21 protein-coding genes and 2 pseudogenes are annotated in these 21,353 nt (G+C 31.3%); 11 read left to right on the top strand and 12 right to left on the bottom strand.

The genetic code is table 11. From position 1 onward, the window contains the following. Positions 1–53: 53 nt before the first annotated feature. From nifJ to BGS43_RS03345, 8 genes are read left to right on the top strand one after another with little or no spacing between them, the layout of a single operon-like run. A complete protein-coding gene (gene nifJ, locus BGS43_RS03375) occupies positions 54–3,614 on the top strand; it encodes a pyruvate:ferredoxin (flavodoxin) oxidoreductase (protein ID WP_002779317.1) in 3,561 nt (1,186 codons plus the stop codon). Positions 3,615–3,637: 23 nt separating this feature from the next. Further along, the gene (locus tag BGS43_RS03370; protein WP_002779316.1) at positions 3,638–3,949 is read left to right on the top strand and encodes a hypothetical protein; all 312 of its coding nucleotides are present in this window, start codon (positions 3,638–3,640) and stop codon (positions 3,947–3,949) included. Next, positions 3,927–5,345 carry a pilus (MSHA type) biogenesis protein MshL gene (gene mshL / locus BGS43_RS03365; RefSeq protein WP_096568784.1) on the top strand — a complete coding sequence of 473 codons (1,419 nt, stop codon included), beginning with the start codon at positions 3,927–3,929 and terminating at the stop codon, positions 5,343–5,345. Before BGS43_RS03370 ends, mshL begins: the two co-directional genes overlap by 23 nt. Beyond that, complete coding sequence (locus tag BGS43_RS10085; RefSeq protein ID WP_180753341.1) at positions 5,338–5,667, top strand: hypothetical protein; 330 nt, start codon at positions 5,338–5,340, stop codon at positions 5,665–5,667. The genes mshL and BGS43_RS10085 overlap by 8 nt, the downstream gene beginning before the upstream one ends. Continuing rightward, the gene (locus BGS43_RS10080) at positions 5,630–5,935 is read left to right on the top strand and encodes a hypothetical protein (RefSeq protein WP_180753340.1); all 306 of its coding nucleotides are present in this window, start codon (positions 5,630–5,632) and stop codon (positions 5,933–5,935) included. Before BGS43_RS10085 ends, BGS43_RS10080 begins: the two co-directional genes overlap by 38 nt. Continuing rightward, a complete protein-coding gene (locus BGS43_RS03355) occupies positions 5,932–6,528 on the top strand; it encodes a CDC27 family protein (protein WP_096568782.1) in 597 nt (198 codons plus the stop codon). The genes BGS43_RS10080 and BGS43_RS03355 overlap by 4 nt, the downstream gene beginning before the upstream one ends. Further along, positions 6,521–8,083: a GspE/PulE family protein gene (locus BGS43_RS03350; protein ID WP_052782729.1), complete on the top strand. Its 1,563-nt coding sequence runs from the start codon at positions 6,521–6,523 to the stop codon at positions 8,081–8,083. Before BGS43_RS03355 ends, BGS43_RS03350 begins: the two co-directional genes overlap by 8 nt. After that, on the top strand, positions 8,070–9,245 hold the full coding sequence (locus BGS43_RS03345; RefSeq protein ID WP_060786101.1) for a type II secretion system F family protein: 1,176 nt from the start codon (positions 8,070–8,072) through the stop codon (positions 9,243–9,245). Before BGS43_RS03350 ends, BGS43_RS03345 begins: the two co-directional genes overlap by 14 nt. Here BGS43_RS03345 and BGS43_RS03340 read toward each other — a convergent pair. From BGS43_RS03340 to BGS43_RS03295, 10 genes are all read right to left on the bottom strand, one after another. Then, a complete protein-coding gene (locus BGS43_RS03340; RefSeq protein ID WP_057991333.1) occupies positions 9,242–10,006 on the bottom strand; it encodes a TSUP family transporter in 765 nt (254 codons plus the stop codon). The two genes, BGS43_RS03345 and BGS43_RS03340, sit on opposite strands and share 4 nt — an antisense overlap. 3 nt (positions 10,007–10,009) lie before the next feature. Next, positions 10,010–10,774: a TIGR02757 family protein gene (locus tag BGS43_RS03335; protein ID WP_002845135.1), complete on the bottom strand. Its 765-nt coding sequence runs from the start codon at positions 10,772–10,774 to the stop codon at positions 10,010–10,012. Between the two features lie 16 nt (positions 10,775–10,790). Beyond that, positions 10,791–12,617: a flagellar hook-associated protein FlgK gene (flgK, locus tag BGS43_RS03330; protein WP_096568780.1), complete on the bottom strand. Its 1,827-nt coding sequence runs from the start codon at positions 12,615–12,617 to the stop codon at positions 10,791–10,793. Positions 12,618–12,626: 9 nt separating this feature from the next. After that, positions 12,627–13,061 (bottom strand): flagellar protein FlgN, encoded by a 435-nt coding sequence (locus tag BGS43_RS03325; protein WP_057033086.1) that lies wholly within the window; start codon positions 13,059–13,061, stop codon positions 12,627–12,629. 42 nt (positions 13,062–13,103) lie between these two features. Further along, positions 13,104–13,301 (bottom strand): flagellar biosynthesis anti-sigma factor FlgM, encoded by a 198-nt coding sequence (gene flgM / locus BGS43_RS03320; protein ID WP_002845138.1) that lies wholly within the window; start codon positions 13,299–13,301, stop codon positions 13,104–13,106. A gap of 62 nt (positions 13,302–13,363) precedes the next feature. Then, positions 13,364–13,705 carry a hypothetical protein gene (locus BGS43_RS03315; RefSeq protein ID WP_002845139.1) on the bottom strand — a complete coding sequence of 114 codons (342 nt, stop codon included), beginning with the start codon at positions 13,703–13,705 and terminating at the stop codon, positions 13,364–13,366. After that, the gene (locus BGS43_RS03310; protein ID WP_096568778.1) at positions 13,705–14,754 is read right to left on the bottom strand and encodes a flagellar basal body P-ring protein FlgI; all 1,050 of its coding nucleotides are present in this window, start codon (positions 14,752–14,754) and stop codon (positions 13,705–13,707) included. The genes BGS43_RS03315 and BGS43_RS03310 overlap by 1 nt, the downstream gene beginning before the upstream one ends. A 63-nt stretch (positions 14,755–14,817) precedes the next feature. Then, a complete protein-coding gene (locus BGS43_RS03305) occupies positions 14,818–15,507 on the bottom strand; it encodes an RsmD family RNA methyltransferase (protein ID WP_096568776.1) in 690 nt (229 codons plus the stop codon). Beyond that, positions 15,500–15,883: an ornithine carbamoyltransferase gene (locus BGS43_RS03300; RefSeq protein ID WP_096568774.1), complete on the bottom strand. Its 384-nt coding sequence runs from the start codon at positions 15,881–15,883 to the stop codon at positions 15,500–15,502. Before BGS43_RS03300 ends, BGS43_RS03305 begins: the two co-directional genes overlap by 8 nt. Next, positions 15,880–16,953: an HdrB C-terminal domain-containing protein gene (locus BGS43_RS03295; RefSeq protein WP_096568772.1), complete on the bottom strand. Its 1,074-nt coding sequence runs from the start codon at positions 16,951–16,953 to the stop codon at positions 15,880–15,882. The genes BGS43_RS03300 and BGS43_RS03295 overlap by 4 nt, the downstream gene beginning before the upstream one ends. An 81-nt stretch (positions 16,954–17,034) precedes the next feature. Here BGS43_RS03295 and BGS43_RS03290 point away from each other — a divergent pair, with 81 nt between their 5' ends. From BGS43_RS03290 to BGS43_RS10075, 3 genes and pseudogenes are all read left to right on the top strand, one after another. Further along, on the top strand, positions 17,035–17,856 hold the full coding sequence (locus BGS43_RS03290) for a thiamine-phosphate kinase (RefSeq protein WP_002826008.1): 822 nt from the start codon (positions 17,035–17,037) through the stop codon (positions 17,854–17,856). After that, complete coding sequence (gene truD / locus BGS43_RS03285; protein WP_002826006.1) at positions 17,825–18,943, top strand: tRNA pseudouridine(13) synthase TruD; 1,119 nt, start codon at positions 17,825–17,827, stop codon at positions 18,941–18,943. Before BGS43_RS03290 ends, truD begins: the two co-directional genes overlap by 32 nt. Positions 18,944–19,064: 121 nt before the next feature. Next, a pseudogene (locus BGS43_RS10075) lies at positions 19,065–19,378 on the top strand (hypothetical protein). A gap of 158 nt (positions 19,379–19,536) precedes the next feature. Here the strand turns inward: BGS43_RS10075 and prfB are convergent. Both prfB and BGS43_RS10070 read right to left on the bottom strand, forming a co-directional pair. Continuing rightward, positions 19,537–20,634 carry a peptide chain release factor 2 gene (gene prfB / locus BGS43_RS03275; protein ID WP_096568770.1) on the bottom strand — a complete coding sequence of 366 codons (1,098 nt, stop codon included), beginning with the start codon at positions 20,632–20,634 and terminating at the stop codon, positions 19,537–19,539. A gap of 109 nt (positions 20,635–20,743) precedes the next feature. After that, positions 20,744–21,353, bottom strand: a pseudogene (locus BGS43_RS10070) (sugar transferase); the annotation flags it as partial.

Here is a 21,353-nt window from a genome sequence, read left to right as displayed (position 1 = left end):
TGATAGCTAAAAAATTATAAAAATTATCAATTAATAATAAAAGGAAGGTTTCTATGGGTAAAATTATGAAAACTATGGATGGAAATGAGGCCGCTGCATATGCTGCATACGCCTTTACTGAAGTAGCCGGTATTTATCCTATTACACCCAGCTCTCCTATGGCTGATTATACTGATATGTGGGCAGCTGCGGGTAAAAAAAATCTTTTTGGTGTTCCAGTAAAAATCGTTGAAATGCAAAGTGAGGCAGGTGCAGCAGGTACTGTGCATGGATCACTGCAAACAGGAGCTTTAACCACAACTTATACAGCTTCTCAAGGTTTATTACTAAAAATTCCAAATATGTATAAAATTGCAGGGCAATTACTCCCCTGTGTAATCCATGTGGCAGCGCGTTCTTTAGCAGCGCAAGCTTTATCTATCTTTGGTGATCATCAAGATATTTATGCTGCAAGACAAATTGGTTTTGCTATGCTTTGTTCGCATTCTGTGCAAGAAACTATGGATTTAGCTGGAGTTGCACATTTATGTGCGATTAAAGGAAGAGTGCCATTTTTGCATTTCTTTGATGGTTTTAGAACTTCGCATGAAATTCAAAAAGTTGAAGTAATGGATTATGAGCATTTTGATAGATTGTTAGATCGCAAAGCTTTGCTTGAATTTAGAAATAGTGCTTTAAATCCTGAAAACCCTAAAACACGCGGTACGGCACAAAATGATGATATTTATTTTCAAACAAGAGAAGTAAGCAATCGTTTTTATGATGCTTTACCAGATGTTGTAAATGAATATATGCAAGAAATTTCAAAAATCACAGGTAGAGAATATAAGCCATTTACTTATTATGGACACAAAGAACCTGAAAGAATTGTTATAGCTATGGGTTCTGTGACTCAAACCCTTGAAGAGGTTGTTGATCATCTTAATTCTAAGGGTGAAAAAGTAGGGATTGTAAAGGTTTATTTATATCGTCCTTTTAGTTTAAAATATTTCTTTGATGTTATGCCAAAATCTGTGAAAAAAATAGCTGTTTTAGATAGAACTAAAGAGCCAGGAAGTCTTGGAGAGCCTTTATATCTTGATATTAAATCAGCTTTCTATGGTAAAGAAAATGCTCCTATTATCGTAGGAGGAAGATATGGACTTTCTTCTAAAGATGTTGATCCTGCACAAATGATAGCGGTATTTGAAAATCTTAAACTTGATAATCCAAAAGATGGTTTTACAGTGGGTATTATCGATGATGTTACTCATACTTCTTTGCAAACAGGTGAAAAAATTTCACTAGGAGATGAAAGCGCTATAGAATGTTTATTTTATGGGCTAGGTGCAGATGGTACTGTGGGTGCTAATAAAAATTCTATTAAAATCATCGGAGATAAAACAGACTTTTATGCACAAGCGTATTTTGCTTATGATTCTAAAAAATCAGGGGGCTATACAAGAAGCCATTTAAGATTTTCTAAAAAACCAATCCGTTCAACTTATCTTGTCTCAACTCCGCATTTTATCGCTTGTTCGGTAGCGGCTTATCTTGAAATTTATGATGTTTTAGCAGGAATCCGAAAAGGAGGAACTTTCCTTTTAAATAGTATTTGGAATGCTGAAGAAACTATAAGACAACTTCCAGATGCAGTTAAGAAGACTTTGGCTGAAAAAGAAGTGAATTTTTATATTATCAATGCTACAAAACTTGCTCGTGATATAGGACTTGGAAATCGCACAAATACTATTATGCAATCCGCCTTTTTCAAACTTGCAAAAATCATTCCTTATGAAGATGCTCAAAAATATATGAAAGAATTAGCTTATAAGTCTTATAGCAAAAAAGGCGATGCTATTGTAGAGATGAATTACAAAGCTATTGATGTAGGAGCAGATGGGCTTGTAAAAGTAGAAGTTGATCCAAGCTGGAAAAATTTAGAAATCAAAGAAAAAGAACAAATCAATGCTTACAAGGGTACTGAATTTGTTGAAAAGATCGTTAAACCTATGAATGCAGCAAAAGGAGATGAATTACCTGTATCTACTTTCTTAGGTTATGAAGATGGAAGCTTTGAGCATGGAACGACAGAATACGAAAAACGCGGCGTTGGGGTAATGGTACCAAGATGGATAGAGGCTAATTGTATCCAATGTAATCAATGTGCTTCTGTATGTCCGCACGCGGTTATTAGACCATTTTTAATCAATGATGAAGAAATGGCTAAAGCTCCAAGAGGAGTAAAAGATCATGCTTTAGAAGCTAAGGGTACTAAAGGTGAAAAATTGAGCTTCAAAATTCAGGTTTCTCCACTTGATTGTACAGGCTGTGAGCTTTGTGTGCATGAGTGTCCTACTAAGGAAAAATCTTTGGTTATGGTTCCTCTTCAAGAAGAAATGGATTTTGGTGAGCAAGAAAATGCAGATTATTTATTTAAAGAAATTACTTACAAAGATGATATTTTAAATAAAGAAAGCACCAAAGGGGCTCAGTTTGCTCAACCTTTATTTGAATTTCATGGAGCATGTCCAGGTTGTGGTGAAACTCCTTATATTACTTTGATTACTAGATTATTTGGTGAAAGAATGATTATCGCTAATGCTACGGGATGTAGTTCGATTTATGGAGGTTCAGCTCCTTCTACTCCTTATAGAAAAAGCGTGAAAAATGGACATGGCCCTGCTTGGGGGAATTCATTGTTTGAAGATAATGCCGAATTTGGTTTGGGTATGAAAATTGCAACTGAAAATACAAGATATCGCATTGAAAATATTATGAATGAAAATATGCAAAAAGTACCTAATGCTTTAGCAGCATTGTTTAAAGAATGGATTGCTAATAAAGACAAAGGTGCAGAATCGGTAGAAATCAAAGATAAGATGATACCTATTTTAGAGCAAAATACTGATATTAAAGCTGTTCAGGATATTTTAAATTTAAAACATTTTTTAAGTAAAAAATCTCATTGGATTTTTGGTGGTGATGGCTGGGCTTATGATATAGGTTATGGCGGGCTTGATCATGTTTTAGCAAGCGGTGAAAATGTAAATATTTTAGTACTTGATACAGAAGTGTATTCTAATACAGGGGGCCAAAGTTCAAAATCTTCAAGAACAGGTGCAGTTGCGCAATTTGCCGCAGCAGGAAAACCTATACAGAAAAAAGATTTGGGTCAGATTGCTATGACTTATGGTTATATTTTTGTAGCACAAGTTAATTCTACGGCAAATTATAGCCATTTAATCAAAGCTATTATGGCAGCTGAAGCTTATGATGGTCCTTCTTTGATTATATGCTATTCTCCTTGTATCGCTCATGGTATCAAGGGTGGGCTTGGATATTCAGGCGAGCAAGGTGAACTTGCTACAAAATGCGGTTATTGGCCTCTTTATACTTTTGATCCAAGACTAGAAGAACAAGGCAAAAATCCTTTAACTATGGTAGGAAAAGAGCCTGATTGGGATCTTTATGAAAGCTTTTTAATGAATGAGGTGCGTTATAATTCTTTGAAAAAATCAAATCCAGAGCATGCAAAAGAATTATTTGAGCGCAATAAAAAAGATGCACAACGCCGTTATAGACAGCTTAAAAGAATTGCTATGGCTGATTTTAGCGATGAGGTTGAGAGCTGATAAAATATTTTTTAAGTATAACATTGTGCTTTTGCACTTTGTTATCATATGAGGATTTTGAAGAATATTTTAAGATTTTAAACACCAAGCAGAATGTAGAGCTTGGAAATCTTCAAAATCCATTCTTTAATCCTACTTTTGAAAAAATCAAAGACATAAAAATTATTGCTATTATGCTTGATAGAGTAAAGATTGATAATAAATGGTATAAAAAGGGTGATAAGATAGGGGAGGCCGTGATTACTGATATTACTACAAAAGAAATTATTTTAAGATATGATACTTTGGATTTTAAAATAGCGTTTAAAAACAATGATAAGATTAATATTTATTAAGATTCTATTTTTTACCAATCTTATTTATGCCATGGAATGCCAAAAACGCTTATTTGATATAAATATCAATGAAGATCTAAGCATAGAAGAAAGCCTAAAAGAACTTGCTAGTTATTGCTCTTTTAGCGTGGTAATTAAAGATACAATTGCTAAGGAAAAACTAAAAGCCATTCAAAGCAGTATCAATATCCACCAAATGAGTTTAGATGAAATTTTTAAACTTTTTATAGAAGAACAGGATCTAGCTTATAAATTTGATGGCAAGATTTTAAAAATTTCTGCTTTGCAAACTAGAATTTTTAAAATCAACTATATTACTTCAGTTAGAGAAGGACAAAGCATAACCAAGGCTTCGGTGGATTCTAAGCCAAGGCAAAGTGAGTATTATAGCGCTTTTGAAGATAATGAAGATAATATGATTAAAAGTATGGAAAAATTTGACTTTTGGCAAAATATAGAAAAAGAGATTATGATTTTGCTTAGCTCCTCACATGAAAACTATGATATAAAAGCACCTATAGTCAATCCAAATGCTGGGCTTGTTATCGTTACTGGAACGCATTCTCAGCTTCAACGCGTAAAAGCTTATTTACAAAAGCTTGAAAGTCGTCTTAAAAAACAAGTTATTATAGATGTGAGTATACTTGCTGTAAATCTTAATAAAAATCATTCTAGTGGGATCAATTGGCAAAATTTCAATATAGGATTAAATTCTCAAACGAGCGATAATACAAATTCTTTTATGCAAATACAAAATGGTCAAGGTTTTGTTAAAAATTTGGGTTTAAGAGCGAATTTGAATTTTGATTCCATTGTCAATTTTTTATCTCAAAGTGGAAAAACCAGTGTTTTATCTAATCCTAAATTAATGGCTTTAAACAATCAACAAGCCATTATTTCCATAGGCGATACTGTGAATTATCAAGTAAAAGAAACCTCTAAAGGTACTGAAAATGGCACAACTGTAAGTGAGAGTTATAGTAATTATTCTATTTTCATAGGAATTTTGCTTAATATTTTGCCCGAAATTTCTGATGATGGAAAAATCATGCTTAGGATCAATCCAAGTCTAAGCGACTTTAAATACCCAGAGGATAATAAAAGACAAAAAGAACCCCGCATTATCGCGCCTGATACAATTCAAAAAAAGCTTTCAAGCGTGGTGCAAGTAGAAAATAATCAAACTTTAATTTTGGGCGGACTTATCTCTCATAATCGCTCACAAAATGATAATTCTGTTAATTTTTTATCTAAAATTCCCATTTTGGGTTCTTTATTTAGAAGTGAAGATGAAAATTCTAATATCACAGAAATTGTTTTTATCATCACCCCAAGCATAGTAGATAATGCAAATATACCTAGTCTTAGGGAGTTAGGATTTAAATACAATGAATAATATAATTGCTTTTAGACAAGAATGTTTTGATCAAATCAATGCCTTATTAAAAAATAAAGCTTTGATTTTGCTTTGGGGTAAAAGCGGTAGTGGGAAAAGTGTTTTATTGCAAAGACTTGCGCTATATCATAATGAAGATTTTACCAATGAAATTTTTACAGATGAAAAAGATTTTCATCATTTTATACAAGATAAAAAACGAAAAATTATCATACTAGATGAAGTGGGGATGTATAGTCCTAATGTATTAGAACTAATTCGGATTTATAGCGATGAAATGAGTTTTGTACTTAGCTCACATAAAAAAAATCAATCTTTTTGAAGAGGAGTATTTTAAAAGTCGTTTTAGTGCTATTTTTTGGCTTCAAAAACCTGATATAAATGAATTAAGCAATTATATCAAAATGAAATTTAATCAAGACTTTCCCCAAAAATCTTTAAAATTTCTTATGAAAATTTATCAAGGAAATTTAAGGTATTTAGACAAGATACTTCAAAGTTTTTGCGAATTAAACACCTATTTAAACAATAAAAAAAGTCAAGATTATATTTTAAGACTAAGCGCATTAGAACAGGGATTTTTAAAATGAATATAGAAGAAAGAGTGCGCGAGCTTGAGGATAAATATAAAAGATATTTATTGAAAAAATATTTTAAGTTTTTATTTATCTTTGCCATTTTGATAGCATGCATGCTTATAAGCTTTTTTATGGTGCAAGATTTTTACAAACAAAAGGCCTTAGCTTTAGAAGCTTTAGAATATAAAAAAACACTCAATTGGCAAATTACACAAGCGCAAATTGCAAATGAAAAAAATAAAATTTTACAAGAAAGATTATCCAAAGATGAAAGCAAAGATGAGTTAGAAGAGGAGTTGAAAACTCAAATTGATATTTATTCTAAGATTTTAAATATAAGTGATTTAAAAAGGAGTTTTTACCAAAATCCAAGCTATCAAAAAGCCATGAATTTAGCTACTCAGTATTATGAAAACAAAGATTATGAAAAGTCTATTTTTTGGTCTTTAAAAGCCAATGACATCGATAGAAAAAATTCAGACTCATGGGTTTTATTTGCCAAGGCTAAACAAGCTTTAGGAAAAGATGAGGAGGCTAAGCAAGCTTTGGATACTTATGTAGGTTATTATGGCTTGATTGAATTTGATAAGGAAATAGATGATTGAGCGATTTTTATTTGAAGATTATATTAATGGTAAAATCACCCTTGAGCAAATTGATCGTGAGTATAAAATCGATAGTGAAATTTTTCTAAAAGCTTTGGCTAGTGATAAAAATATTTCTTATTTTACTTTAGAGGAACTTGATTTTAGTTTGGGTGAAAAATTTCCATGTAGTTTTCTTTTTAAATTTAAAATCTTGCCCATTTTAAGTAAAGAAAATACACTTCATATAGCAAGCTCCAAACCTTGTTCTTTAGAGCTTTTAGATGAGATTAGAATTTTTTATGAAGTTAAGAATATAGAAGTTTTGATCGCAAGTGAATTTAAGATTATGAAATTTTTATATAAACTTCAAGTTAGAGAAAAACTTAAAAATTTAAGCACAAATCTTAGATTAGAATGGAAAGAAAATAGAAGTCAAGATGAGCAAAGTTGCATCAGTCAAATTTTTGATTTTATACTCGATGAAATTCTTGAATTTAATCCTAGTGATATACATATAGAAGCAAGAGAAAATGATGCTTTGATAAGATTTAGAGTAGATGGAATTTTACGCGAATTTGCTTGTCTTGAAAAAGATATTTATGAGGCTTTGGTTTTTCATATTAAATTTTTATCGCAGCTTAATGTTGCAGAATCAAGAAAGGCACAAGATGGAAATTTTGAGCTTAAAATCAAAGAAAATAGATATGATTTTAGGATTTCATCTTTGCCTTTGCAAAATGGCGAAAGCATTGTGATAAGAATTTTAAAACACAACGAAGAAATTTTGGATTTAGAAAATTTAAATTTGGGCGAAAAAAATCTTACAATTCTAAAAAAAGCCCTATACAACCCTTATGGAATGATTTTACTAACAGGTCCTACAGGAAGTGGAAAAAGTACAAGTTTATATGCTTGTTTAAATGAGCTAAAAAGCATAGAAAAGAAAATAATTTCTGTGGAAGATCCTATAGAATATAAAATGCCTTTAATTCAGCAAATTTTGCTAAATCCAAAAGCAGGGCTTGAATTTAATAATGCCCTAAGAGCTATTTTAAGACAAGATCCTGATATTATCATGATAGGAGAAATCAGAGATGAGGAGAGTCTTGATATAGCGATTAAGGCTTCTTTAACAGGACACTTGCTTTTAAGTACCTTGCATACAAATAATGCCATTTCTACCATAGATAGATTAATTGACATGAGTGCAAAGCCTTATTTGATCGCTTCTGCTTTAAGGCTTATCATTGCCCAGCGTTTAGTGCGCAAACTTTGTCCTAAATGCAAGCAAAAAAGCACTAAGGTTTATGAAATAAAAGGTGATTTTTTTGAAGCTAAAGGCTGCGAGTATTGTCATCATAGTGGATATCAAGGTAGAGAACTCATCAGTGAGTGTTTATATATCGATGAGGAAATAGCTCAAGTTATTAGAGAGGGTGGTTATAAAAATAAAATTCTAGAGCTTGCTAAAGCAAAGGGTTTTCAAAGTATGTTTGAGCAAGGTTTGCAAAAAGCAAAAGAGGGTATAACTAGCATAGATGAGCTTTTAAGGGTACTTAATGAAGCTTTATGAGCTCGAGATTAAAGGCAAAACAAAACAGAAAAAGCATTTAAGGGCTAAAAATTTAAATGAAGCTCAAGCAAAAGCTATCGCTAAAAAATGGGAAATTTTAAATATCAAAGAGATACAAAAAGCAAGTTTTAAAAGATTAGATGATGCAAGATTTATCCTTTTCTTTCAAGAATTATCTTTGCTTTGCGAAGTAGGAATCAGTATAAAAGATGCTTTAAAGGAGCTTGATAAAATATATTCTCACAAGATGATTGCCAAGCTTTGCGATAATTTAAATTTAGGACAAAATCTAAGCCTTGCTTTTGAAAATGCAAATTTTGGGCTTACTCATGCGGAATTAGCCCTTATTAAAACTTCCCAAAACACAGGAAAATTAAGTGAAATTTTCATGCAAATTTCAAGATTAAGACAAAATAATGTAGAAAATGAACAAAGAGTCAAAAAAGCTTTAAGATATCCTTTGATTGTTTTTTTAAGTGTGTGCGCGGCTTTTGTTTTACTCATGCTTTTTGTTGTGCCTAATTTTAAAGATTTATTTGAGGATTTAAATTTAGCCTTACCCTTTATAACCGAGCTTATAATTTATATTTATAATTTTTTGGATAAGTATATTTTGCTTGTGTTTTGTTTGATCGCACTTATTTTATTTCTTGCTTTATTTTTATATAGAAAATATTATTTCTTTTCATATTTTTGCGATAGCTTGCTTTTAAAACTTCCTTTGTTATCTAAATTTATTATTTATCAGCAAAATTATTCTTTTTTTATGATTTTCTCTTTACTTTTAAAAAGTGGCATTTCTCTTTTGGAAGCTTTTAAATTAGCCACTTTGGCCTTAAATAATAAAAAGGTATTATTGTATTATCAAGAAATTAGAACATTTATGGATTCTGGCCTTGAAATAAGTCACGCCTTTAAAAAAGTAGATCTTTTTGATCCTTTGGTTTTTTCTATGTTGAGTATAGCGATGAAAAGTTCTAAGCTTGAGTTTTTGAGTGAGGAGATTGCGAAATATTATAAAAACAAAAGTGAAAATTTAATGGACAAGTTTTTAAGCTTTTTAGAACCTATAATGACTTTATGGGTTGCGATTTTAGTATTGTTTTTAGCACTTGGAATTTTTTTACCTATATGGGAACTTAGCTCAGGAGTAAATTTTTAAGAAAAATAATCCCAAGCAACCTTGATGATAGTAGCACCTACGACGATTAAAAATAAGGTTTTTATAAATTTACCATTGGTTTTAAGTACTAATTTTGAACCAAGATAGGCCCCTAAAATTTGTCCTACACCCATAAGCAAACCTACTATCCATAAAAGTTCATATTGCCACAAAAAGATAAAAAGAGCAACGACATTGCTAGTGAAATTTAGAATTTTTGTATTAATACTTGCTTTTTTCATATTAAAACCCAGTAGCATTACGCAAGCAAAAATCCAAAATGAACCCGTCCCAGGCCCTAAAAAACCATCATAAAAACCCAAAGTTAAGCCACAAATTAAATGAAAAATTTTGATATTTTTTATCTTTGCTTCACTCCCGTGTTTACCCAAACTAGGACGCAAAGCAGTGTATAAAAAAGTCAAAGTTAAGAAAATCAAAATAATAAGTTTTAAATGCTCATCTTTTACAAAAAGCACACTATAACTTCCTATGGCTGCACCCAAGGCTGTAAAAAAAATGCCATAAGCAAGGTGGGGCAGGGTGGTTGATTTAAAATAAGTTAAAGTTGCTGTAAAAGAGCCAAAAACACTTTGGAGTTTATTGGTTGCTAAGGATAGATGTGCAGGAATTCCACAAGCTATAAGTGCAGGAAGTGTGATAAGCCCACCTCCACCCACAATAGAATCAATAAATCCTGCAAAAAGAGCTACAAAAAACAATACAAAATAATAAATCGTATCTAGATGTTCAAAGCCCATTTTTTACTCCTTTAGTTTGCTAAGTTCTTTATTTTGCCCCAAACGATAAAGCGCAAAGTCATATTTTATAGGATCATTTGCATCCAATCTTTTTAAATTATGCGTGAGTTCTAAAACGCTTTTATAGTCGTATATTTTACGCTTTAGAAGACCTAAAGTCAAGGAAATTTTATGCGTATGTGTATCAAGAGGGATTAAAAGATCTTTGGTGTGAATTTTGGTAAAAAGTCCAAGATCAAGCTCATCTTTCCTAACCATCCATCTTAGATACATATTATAACGCTTAAGAGGTGAAGTAGGGGTATTTTGCCAAATTTTACCAAAGAAAAAATCATAACCATAACTCGAATACGAATTTAAAGTCTTGATTTTTTGCAAAAAAGCTAGGATTGCATCGGTGGTATTTTCTCTTTTTTGATAGGCTGTACTAAAAAGTTCATGGAGTGAAATTTCATTTTTAAGTCTTGCAAAAGTGAGAAAAATTTCTTGTATATCCTTTTCATTTTGAAAGCGATATTTTAAATTTTTAAGTTCTTTTTGAATTTGTTTTTGGCTTAAAACAAGCAAAGAAAAATCAAGTTTTTTTAAAAAATTGACTATATTTTTAGCATTCCCATAAGCAAATAAAGCACAAAGTAAAGCGATAAATTCATCATTATGAAATTTAGCAACTTGCAAAGGATCAGGACTTTCAAAAAGAGCTTTGTTGGTATTTTTTTCTTTGACCAAAGAATCAAGTTTGTTTTTAAGTGGGGTAAAATTTTTCACTAGATACCGCTAGAGCTTAGGATTTAAGCCCTAATAAGGTATCTAGCATTTGATCTACTGTGGTTACGATTTTTGCTGCAGCGCCATAGCTTGATTGCCATTGTATGAGAGCGGCTAATTCTTCGTTGGTATTTACCCCGCTTTTAGATTGATATTCGCTATAAACGGAGTTATAAAGCGTTTGATTACTCGCATTTACAACATTATTGTTTTCACCATCAGAGCCTATTTTACCCGTAAGCTTGCGGTAATACTCTTCCATAGTAAGATTATCAATTGTTCCATCTTCATTGTAAAAATTCACTTTATCATATTGAAGTTGTATGATTTTATTTGCCATATCATTTCCACTATCAACACCGTTTAAGCTTGCTCTTACTGTGCTTGGATCATTTAAGATGGAATCTTTTACTTTCATATTACTTGCATCAGTTCCGCTGAAAAAACCACCTATACTAAACGCACCTGCGAAATTTGTGCCCTTATCTTCTATGGCCACTTTAAAGCCTGACTTTGCATTGATTTGAAATAAACCATCTCCAGTTTTTGCATCGTAGCTAAAACTTGCATTGATATGATCATCCACATCATTGTTTGCATTATTATCTCCATTATCATCTGTGTTAGCAGTGATTTGACGCATAATATCTTCCATAGTGGTATTTACATCAACGGTAATGGTTTTTGTAAGTTTTTTATCGCCCTTATCATCATAAATAACTATATCAAAACTTCCAGGTTGTATGGTTCTGTCGTAATTAACTAAAGGAATATCTCCCTTAAGCCCAGATAGATAATCAGAAGTAACAGAACTTTTCGCAGAACTTGCATAAAGATTGTTAGTTTCATTGATCATGGTCTTAGCAAAAGTATCTAAAGAATCCATATAACCTTGGATAATTCCATCTTCATATTTTCCTTCGCTTTTGCTATAGTTTCTACCGCGTAAGTCAAGTTGAGCACCAAGCTGTCCACCGCTAATTTTTGCAGTAAGATCACGAACTTTTTCATCAGGAGTTTCATAATAAATGCTATAAGATTTATTTTTATCATCATAATCAAGCTTTAAAGGATGAAAATTTATTCCATCTACTATACTAAAACCTTCTATACTTAGATTGTATTGATGTCCTGGATCAGTGATGGTTGTATCAAGGCGATTGTCTTGATTGATTTCATTTTTGCTTGCAACTGCACTAACTAGCTTTGAAAGAGTAAGCTCAAGTTCATCTCTTCTATCCCTAAGTTCATTTGCGTGTTCTGTTGGTAAGGCTTCTTGTCCATAAATTTGTTTATTTATAGTAGCAATTTCTTCGCCAATTCTATTAATCTCATCAACTGTATTTTTAATATCATCATTTACTTTTTTTTGGATTTTATCTAAGGTTGCAAAAGTGTTATTAACGCTTTCTGTTAAGGTCTGAGAAGCTTTTACAAGGGCTATTTTTGTGGCATTTTCGTTGGGGTTAGATGCAAAATCATTCCAAGCTTTGTTATAATTTTCTAAATCTTGCAAAATTCCAGTATTTTGTAAGTCGGGAAAACGCTGCGCAATTTCTTGTAAAGTGGAAGCCATATATTTAGTATATTCTAGTTGAGTAGATGCACCTTTTAATTTATAGTAAGAATACTCATCATGCAAACGGACTATGCTTTCTATGGCTGTTCCTGTTCCAACTTGCACGCCTCCTGTTGTAACAAAGCCATTTGTAGTTTGTACCACTCTTTGACGAGTATAAAAGGTTGCATTAGCATTTGAGATATTATTTCCAGTTGTTGCGATTTGAACTTCGCTTGCCTTTAAGCCTGTAACACCTGTATATAAAGTTCCAAAAATACCCATCTTTAATCCTTAAACATTGATTTTAAAAATTGACTCTGGAGTAGTCTTTTTATCTCCATAAGCATTATTTGTTCCATCATTGATATCAAACATTTTATTTACTAAGCCATCAAGAAAATCTTTGACAATAAGAACAAATTTAGCATACTCTTTGTTTTTACTATGAAGGTTTTGAAGATTTTTTTTAAGTAGATCTAGTTTTTGTTTATCTTCATCATCTAAGAGTTCACTAAGCCCTTTTGTAGAGCTATTATTTCGCTCAACCAAGGCAACATCAAGTTGTTTTTTAGCTGTAATAAATTCTGCGATAAGTTTGTTTTTTTCTTCTACACTTGGCGTTACACTCTCATGTTTAGCCACTTTGATATTTTCTATATCTTCTTCGGTTAAAGCAATAAGTTTTGCTAAGATAGCATTTACTTCATCAAGTCTTTGTTTAAGCATATTTTCTCCTTTTCTCTCTCAAAAAAAGGAGAATGAAAGTTTTTAGATTAAAGAGTCAGCAATCGCAGCAGCCGTAGTTTTTGTATCGATTTTATAAGTACCATTTTTAATCTGCTCTGCGATTTTACTCGCTTTATCATTTTCCGTTTTTTGAGTATCGTTTGTTTTAGTTTCTTTATCTATTCTATTTGTATTTAATGCGGTATTTGCCACATAACTTTGTTGTATAGGATTGATCATTTCTGCCTCCTTGATCTTAGTTATAATCCTCTACAAACCATATCGACCTAAATTTAAAAAACTTAACCCCTTTCTTTTAAAAAATCGTATAATAATTTTGAAAATCCCATGCCACCGCTTAAGGCTTTACTCATGGTATCATTATACATAGATGAATAAATTTCATCACTCGCATCTTTTCCAAAGAGTGAATTTTGACTTTTTAAAGATACATCTAAAACTTGTTTTAGAAAAAAAGCTTCAAAAGCATCCGTTTGCTCTTTTAAGGCTTCATCTTCTTTGGTTTTTGTTATGATTTCATTGTTGTTGATCTTAAAGTCAGATTCTAAGCTTCTTGCCTTAGCTGCGCGTTCAAGCAAGGCATTATTCATACTATAAGTGCTTAAAAAATTATCTACTTTCATTAGATGATCTCCAAATCTGCATTGATAGCACCCGCTCTTTTTAAATTTTCCATGATAGCAATGATATCATTTGGCGTTGCTCCAAGTTTGTTTAGCATTCTAGCTATATTTGCAACTGTGCTTTTGGCATTGTTGATTCTTAGGGTATTTGAATTAGGATCTACAAAGCCACCATCTTTCATATCGATCTCATTTTGAGCTGCTGCTGCATTATTGTTTGGATCAATTTTTATGGTAATATCTTTATGAGTGATTAAAACAGGTTCGACTTCAATATCCACTCCTGCGATCACCGTTCCTGTTCTTTCATCGATGATAACTTTGCTTTGTGGTTTATAAGCTATATCTTGTTCTAAAACTCTTGCCATAAAATCAACATTTGAAAGATCTTCAGGTTTTTTAAGTTTTACTGTGCGAGAATCAATAGCTCTAGCCACATCTTCTTCAAATATAGTATTTAAAATTCTTTCTATATCGCTTGCGGTTTTAAAATCCGCTACTTTTAAACTTAAGGTTAGATCATTGTTTTGGCTAAAATTTTGTGGAATTTCTCTTTCTACATTCGCTCCACCCATTACAGTTGCAGCAGTTGAGTGAGAACCTGTTCCTCCTGGTCTAGGTGTTAAACCTCCTGTTGAGATAGAGCCTTGTGCTATAGCATAAATTTCCCCATCAATTCCACGAAGTGCAGTCAGTAAAAGTGTTCCACCTTGTAAAGATTTTGCATCACCCATAGATGAAACGGTAATATCAAGTTTATCTCCGCTTTTTGCAAAGGCTGGAAGTTTGGCTGTAACCATAACTGCTGCTGTGTTTTTTGATTTGATATCGTTAGGATCTACTTTGATATTCATACCTTGCAAAAGGTTTGAGATAGATTGTAGTGTAAATTTAGAGCTTGTTCCATCGCCGCTTCCATTTAATCCTACAACAAGACCATAACCTATGAGCTGATTATCTCTTACGCCTACGGTATTGGCTATATCTTTTATTTGTGTTGCAAAAACACTTGTCGTCATCAAAAGTAAAAAAAATATTAAAACCCTCATCGATTCTTCCTTTAATCTGATAGTTAGAATAAAAGAAGCAATAAGTGTTCCAAGATTAAAAATTTATTCTTCTAGAATATTTTTTTGATAAAAACTAAGACTAGTTGATCCGAATTTTTTTTCTTTTATTTTGGTAAAATTTGCTATATTATCAGGAGTTTTGATTTTAGAATTATGTTCTAAAACGATACAAAATAAAGCATCTAATTTTAATTTTTCTAAAAAATTATAAATTTTTTCATAAATTCCACTAAAACCCTCCCTTATATCAAAAGGCGGATCAAGATATAAAATGATATCTTTTTTAGAATCTTCTATAAGTTTAGGCAGTATTTCAAAAGTATTAGCATGAATTACTTTTAAGTTTGTATCTATATTTTTAGCATTTTCTAAAGCGATTTTATAAGCGTTTAAATCAAGTTCTATAGCATAAGCTTTAAGAGCGTAATTGCTTAAAGCTTCAGCAGCCATTAAAGCACTTCCTCCAAAAGCTTCGATAAAAATTTTATTTCTTAAATCTGATCTTAAGACATCAAAAACACATTTTTTTACGATACTTTTAGTGCTTCTTGTGGTTTGAAGACTAGGTAAAAGCAGTTTTTTACCCTTATATATGCCACTTTCTATGCTTGTATATAATTTAGGCAAGGTTTTTTTGGTTTTTTCTTTTTTATTGGGCTGGGTAGAGTCGTTAAAATGGATATTTTTCTTACCTTGTAAAAAATCCTTAATGCTTATAAATTCATTATTCATACATTAAAGCTTTAACCAGTTTATCTTTAAGCTCGCTGATAGCAAGATCTATCTTGCTTTGATAGTCTCTTTTAAATTCATTTGCGATTTCATCTATCCTTGCTTCTAGCACTCTTCTTCTTTCATCGGCTAGTTTTTGAGCTGTTGCTTTTAGCGCGCTATCGAATTCATTTAAGGAATTCATGAGAGCTTCTTTGCTAAAAGGCAAACTTAAAAAGGGCGAATTTTTAGCGATGATAAATAAAGGCTTTTGAGTAGAGATTTTTTCATCGCTTATGATAAAATCGCAGTCCTTTTTCATCACTAAATGCTCTTTTAAAAAAAGCTCTAAGGCTTTTTCGACGATTAAATCTTTACATTCTAAAGAAATTTTCATATCAAACTTACTTTCAAGTCATGATTTTGCAAAGAAGGATTTTTAATGCCTTGGATTAAAGAAAGGAATTCAAAATAACTTAAAACATAAAAATCCTTAAATTCCCTCCCACTACTTTGCATAAGTTTTTTTGAGCAAGTATCAAACATATAAAAATCTTTTGCTTGATTTACCACCATAAAATCAGCACCACTATCGTAAGCATCAAGGAGAATACTTGCTGCCATTTTATAGCTAAGTTCAGGGTTTAGTTGAAGTAGTGAAAATCCATTGTTTTTATCGCTATTTTCATAAGAGATAAAATGAGCTTTGATTTTTGATTTTATATCATCTTTGATCTTAAAACCATAACATGCGATATTAAAATCATTAAAATCATATTTAATTTCACCAAGTTCTTTGATTTCATTATCAAAAGCATTGATTTTTGGCAAGTCAAATTCCAAAGCCGCTTCGTTGATAAGTTTTAAATCTATGATTTCTTTTTGTAAATTTTTGATAGTATTTTCTAAATCTTCATTTTTACTTGTAAGATGATAAAAGATGCCTTTTTGCGTATCGCAAATTGTCTTTAAAATTTTTATTTTTTTATCAGGATATTTTTCTATCATTTTTGAAGCCAGATAAAACACTGCATCGCCCATATATTCAGGTAAAAAGTCTAAAATTTCGCTTGAATAATACAAATAATCATATTTTTCATAAAGCTTTTTATCTTCCTCATTTGCAAATGGAGCAAGGTATTTAAATTTTTCTAAAAAATCATCTTTGTTGATAATGAGGTCTTTTACTGATCTTTTGGTGCTTAGTGGCTCTATGATGAGATTAAAATCGTATTTTTTCACCAAGATATCTAAAGGTGTGTTTAATGGTAAAAATTCTTTATTGACTACGATATAGCTTTTATCATTTTTTTCAAAATCAAAATAAATATCATCATCTTGCACTTGCAAAAGCAAGTCATAAAGAGTAGCAAAATTTTCATAATTATCATAAACATAGGGTTTATAATAAGCCTCATAATCTTTTTGTTTATCAAATCTAAAAATTCTAAGTTCTAAATTTTTCATGCTTTTTCCTTTTGATAAGTATTATATAGAATTTTTTTAAAATTCACTAGAATTTAAAAGGAAATTTTATAAAATCTTTTTATGAATAAGGAAGATTTTATAATCAAAGCTTTTTTAAATGAAAAAAATGGCGATGATGGTGCTATTATCGATAAATGGTGCTTGAGTAAGGATTTGTTTTTTGAAAATGTGCATTTTAAAAGAGAATGGCTTACTTTAGAGCAAATTGCTACAAAAGCAATGCTGGTAAATATTTCAGATGCTATTGTGATGAATGCTAAGCCAAAATACGCACTTTTAGGGCTTGCCTTGCCAAATAGCCTAGGTGAAGATGAGATTAAAGCCTTGCAAAAAGGTTTTTTAAAAACGGCTAAAAAATTTAATATCAAAATTATAGGTGGTGATACGATTGGTAATGATAAGATTGATATTAGCATTACTATCATTTCAAAAGTGAGAAATAAGGCTGTTTTTAGAAAAGGACTAAAAAAAGGACATTTACTTGCTTATACAGGGGTTTTAGGTAAGAGTTTAAGAGGGCTTGAAATTTTACAAAATGGCGGCACTTTAAATTCAAATCATGTATTTATAAAACCGAAATTAAGGCCTGATTTTTTTTATGAAATCGCCCCTTTTATATCTTGTGCTATGGATATTTCAGATGGTTTGAGTAAAGACTTATCAAGACTTTTAGCCTTAAATAAATGCGGTATTTCTTGGTTTAAAAAACTTGATGATTATACGCTTTATAGCGGAGAAGAATATGAAATTTTGTTTGCTTTTGATGAAAAAGAGCGTCAAAATATAAAAACAATAGCCAAAAAACACGGCGTGAAATTAAATATCTTTGGAAAAGCAGTGAAAGGAAAATATGAATTTAGAGGAAGAGAACACCATTTTTAAGCCTTTGTATAGTTTAAAACACAGTCCTATTAATGCGTATTTTAGTAAAAATAGCGATGATTTTGTAGTGCGTGAAAGGCCTTTGTATGAATTTAGCGGTAAGGGTGAACATCTTATTTTGCATATCAATAAAAAAGATTTAACTACAAATGAAGCTTTAAAAATTTTAAGCGAAACAAGCGGGGTTAAAATAAGAGATTTTGGTTATGCAGGGCTTAAAGATAAGCAAGGATCAACCTTTCAATACCTTTCTATGCCTAAAAAATTTGAGAGTTTTTTGTCAAATTTTTCTCATCCTAAACTTAAAATTTTAGAAATTTTTACCCATGAAAACAAGCTAAGAATAGGGCATTTAAAAGGAAATACTTTTTTCATACGCTTAAAAAAAGTTTTACCAAGCCATGCTTTAAAGCTAGAGCAGGCTTTGATAAATTTAGATAAACAGGGTTTTGCAAATTATTTTGGTTATCAACGCTTTGGAAAATTTGGGGACAATTACAAAGAAGGGCTTGAAATTTTATGCGGTAAAAAAATGAAAAATGTCAAAATGAAAGAGTTTTTAATCTCTGCTTTTCAAAGTGAGCTTTTTAATCGTTATTTGAGTAAAAGAGTGGAGTTATCACATTTTGCAAATGATTTTAGCGAAAAAGAATTGATCCAAATTTATAAAATCTCCAAAGAAGAAGCTAAGGAACTTAAAAAACAAGAACAATTTTTTAAGCTTTTAAAGGGTGAGGTTTTAGGGCATTATCCTTTTGGAAAGTGTTTTTTATGTGAGGATTTAAGTGCTGAGCTTGGGCGTTTTAAGGCAAGAGATATAAGCGCTATGGGGCTTTTAATCGGTGCTAAGGCTTATGAAACAGGAGAAGGTTTGGCCTTAAATTTAGAAAATGAAATTTTTAAAGATACTTTGGAGTTTAAGGCTAAAATGCAAGGTTCAAGACGCTTTATGTGGGGATATTTAGAAGAGTTAAAATGGCGTTATGATAAAGAAAAAGCCCATTTTTGTATAGAGTTTTTCTTGCAAAAAGGTTCTTATGCTACTGTGGTTTTAGAAGAAATTTTGCATAAAAATTTGTTTGAGTGAAATAATTATGAGTTAAATTTTTACGTGATTTTTACTTTAGAATTTATTGCAAAAATGATATTTAAATTTTAAATTTAGGTATAGTTATATTAATTTAATTTTAAAACTAGGAGCAAAAATAATGAAAAAGATTTTAACAAGTGCTTTGGCTTTAGGAGCTATGACTTTGATTGTAGGTTGTGGCGATCGATTTAGTCGAGTAAAAAAACAATGGCAACGATCAAGCTATGTTTGATTTAGGTAATCAAGAGATCTATGAAAAAATATCCAAATCATAAACTTTATGATTATACTTCAGTCAGAACAATTAGTGATATTAACAATCCAGAAGGCAAAATTAAAGAAATGAAGCGTGATTTAGAAATAGATAAAACTCCATACTCAAACTATGTTTTCTTATTAAATCCAAACGATAAAAAGACTATAAAGTTGTGAGTGTTTATTGCGATAAAGATTTTAAGAAAAGAGTTTATTGTTCTGTGAATGATGCTCTTAGGTTTTATGCAAGATAATAAAACAAGCGGGAAAATCCCGCTATCTTTTCTAATTCTTTTTATACCGACATTTTGCAGAAATTACTTATTTTTAAGCTGTTACTCCGCTTTTAAGGCAATTAAAACGCCTTCTATCATTTTTTTGATATCCCCATCAAGGATATTATCCACTTGAGAAAAAGCTTCTCCGCTGCGATTGTCTTTGACTTGCTGATAAGGGAAAAGCACATAAGAACGGATTTGATGCCCCCAACCTATCTCGCTTTTTTCTCCAGTATTAGCACTATCTTGTTGTTTTATGAGTTCAAGTTCATAAAGGCGAGATTTTAGCATTTTAAAAGCGGTGGCTTTGTTTTTGTGCTGACTTCTGTCATTTTGGCATTGTACGACTATGCCGGTTGGAAAATGCGTGATTCTCACAGCCGATTCTGTTTTATTGACATGTTGTCCGCCTGCACCGCTTGCTCTGTAATAATCTATTCTTATGTCTTTTTCTTCGATTTCAATTTCTATATCATCATCGAGTTCAGGGCTTACCATAACGCTTGAAAAGCTTGTGTGACGGCGTCCTGCGCTATCAAAAGGAGAGGTTCTTACCAAACGATGAATCCCATTTTCAGCCTTTAAATACCCATAAGCATTTTCACCCTTAACCAAAAAGCTCACATCCTTAAGTCCTGCTTCTTCGCCTTCTTGAAAGTCTAAAGTTTCGACTTTAAAACCTTCTCTTTCGCAAAATCTTAAATACATCCTATAAAGCATGCTTGCCCAGTCATTACTTTCCGTTCCACCTGCACCTGGGTGAATGGAAACAATGGCATTTTTACCATCATTTTCCCCACTTAAAAGCATGGAAATTTCAAGACTTGTGATGGTATCTTCAAGTTTTGGCGCGTCATTAAATAAAGCTTCAAGCGTTTCTACATCGTTTTCGCTATTGGCCAGATCGAAAAGTTCGCTTGCGTCATTTAGGGCATTAAAAGCATTTTCATAGTTTTTAAGTAGATTGGTGATTTTGGTTTTTTCTTTGCCTATGATCCCTGCTTGTTTTACATCGCTCCAAAAAGAAGGAGAATTTTCAAGCTCTTCGATTTCTTTAAGCCTTATTTGGATATTTTCAGGCTTGATGATGGAGGCTATGTTGCCGACTTTGTTTTTTAAAGTTTTTAAAAGTTCGCTAAATTCATAATTATCCATAAAAATTTTCTTTCTTCATTTTTAAGATATTATTTTAGCAAATTTTACATTAAAAAATCTATTGTTACGATTTTTAATGTTTTGGAATGTTTAAAGAAATTTGTTTATTTTATCTCTTCCCAAACTCCCTCTTCAACCTAGGCACATCTTTGAATATAAATTTGATATACCCCCCCCCATACCAATTTTTATTAGCCTGCATTAAAGCTTCGCCTAGTTTATAAGTAAAACATTCTTTTTCTTTTAAAGCTTCATTATAATCAGGATAAGTTTCTAAAGGAGGTAAAGCTAAATTTGGATTTTCTTTTATTTTTTCTTCATAGGCTTTTTGTTCAAATTTATGTTTGTCTTTTATATAAGATAATACATAAGGCATTCTTATATATCCTAATATACTTTTTGAATTTTCTATCAAAGTTTGTCCTAGTTTATAAGATAAGTGGTTTTGTATACGAGCTTTAGCTGAATTAGCTTGAATAAAAGTAATTTTAGGATTTATTATGCTCATTTTTATACCCAAAGATTTAGCAAGTTTTTTACTTTCTAATTTTTTAACAACCAAATCTTGTTCTAGATTGGCTAATTCTAAACGTTGTTTTTTAATAGAAAAAGAATTAAGTTCATTTTGTAGGGTTGTTTTTTCTTGATTTAAAGTAGAGATGATATTATCTTTTTCTTTGATTTGTTTTTGCAAAGGAGCTAATTTAACTGGATCCATT

Source organism: Campylobacter sp. 110, from assembly GCF_002383965.1.
GTDB classification, from domain to species: Bacteria; Campylobacterota; Campylobacteria; order Campylobacterales; family Campylobacteraceae; genus Campylobacter_D; species Campylobacter_D coli.
This window is presented reverse-complemented; position numbering and strand designations above follow the sequence as displayed.